General features: G+C 68.9%; 1 protein-coding gene. It reads left to right on the top strand.

Going from position 1 to position 1,377, the window contains the following annotated elements:
- Positions 1 to 114 precede the first annotated feature (114 nt).
- Positions 115 to 1,377, top strand: a complete 1,263-nt coding sequence (locus ABZW30_RS47020) for an ISL3 family transposase (RefSeq protein ID WP_355677498.1) — start codon at positions 115 to 117, stop codon at positions 1,375 to 1,377.

Raw genomic sequence — 1,377 nt, 5'->3', positions numbered from 1 at the left:
GGGCTCTTCTGCTCCATCTGTGGGTCGCTGAGGAGCGCCTGACGCAGTACACGCCGTCCCCTGTGCAGATCTTGAGGTGTCGAGACTCAGGATCTGGGGTGCAGGGAGAACGGCGTGCGGTTCACCACGGTATTGAACGCGTTGGTCGGATGCGAGCAGGCGGTTCCGCAGGACGTCCGATTCGAGGAGAAGTCGCAGGTCATCGTAGTCACGGTCCGGCCCAGGTCCCGGGCGCGTCGCCGATGCGGGATCTGCGGCATCCGCTGCCCGAGGTTCGACGGCGGGGCGGGACGACGGCGCTGGCGGCACCTGGACGCCGGCGGACTCAAGCTCTATCTGGAGGCCGACGCGCCCCGCGTAACCTGCAAGCAGCACGGGGTCGTGGTCGCCGCCGTCCCCTGGGCGCGGCACGATGCGGGGCACACCCGTGACTTCGACCAGCAGGTCGCGTGGATGGCCACCGAGTGCTCCAAGTCCGCCACCGCGCATCTGATGCGAACCGCGTGGCGCACCGTCGGCGCCATCCTCACCCGCCACCAGGCCGAGGCGGACGCCGGAATCGACCGCCTGGCCGGCCTGCGCCGCATCGGCGTCGATGAGATCTCCTATCGGCGCGGACAGAAATACATGACCGTTGTGGTCGACCACGAGTCCCGGCATGTCGTATGGATGGCCGACGGCCACGGCAAGGACGTGCTCCGCTCGTTCTTCGACGCCCTGGGCGCCGACCGCGCACACCAGCTGACGCACATCAGCGCGGACGGGGCCGAGTGGATCGCCGATGTCGTCGCCGAGCGGGCCCCGAACGCGGTCCGCGCCATGGATCCCTTCCACGTCGTGCAGTGGGCCACCGAGGCCCTGGACGAGGAACGCCGGGCCGCCTGGAACCGCGCCAGGCGCCAGGCGGCAGACCCCGAACTCGCCCGCCGTCTCAAGCACTCCCGTCACGCGCTGTGGAAGAACCCCGAGGACCTCACCGCCCGCCAGCAGGCAAAACTCGCCTGGATCGCTACCAACGACCCGCGCCTGCACCGCGCCTACCTCCTCAAGGAGGGACTGCGCACGATCTACCGAATCGCCAGAACAGAGGGCGCGCCTGCCGCGGCCGAGGCGCTGGACCACTGGCTGTCCTGGGCGAGGCGGTCGCGGATTCCGGTCTTCGTCGAACTCGCCCGCAAGGTCCAACGCCACCACGACGCCATCCTGCACGCGATCGTCGAGGAGTTGAGCAACGGACTCATCGAGTCCACGAACACGAAGACCAGGCTCATCATCCGCAGAGGCTTCGGCTTTCGCTCCGCCGAGGCCGTCATCGCCCTCGTCATGCTCTGCCTCGGCGGCAACCGCCCCACCCTGCCCCGACGCCAACTCACATGA

The sequence above is a fragment of the Kitasatospora sp. NPDC004669 genome, from assembly GCF_040609455.1.
Taxonomy (GTDB): Bacteria; Actinomycetota; Actinomycetes; order Streptomycetales; family Streptomycetaceae; genus Kitasatospora.
This window is presented reverse-complemented; position numbering and strand designations above follow the sequence as displayed.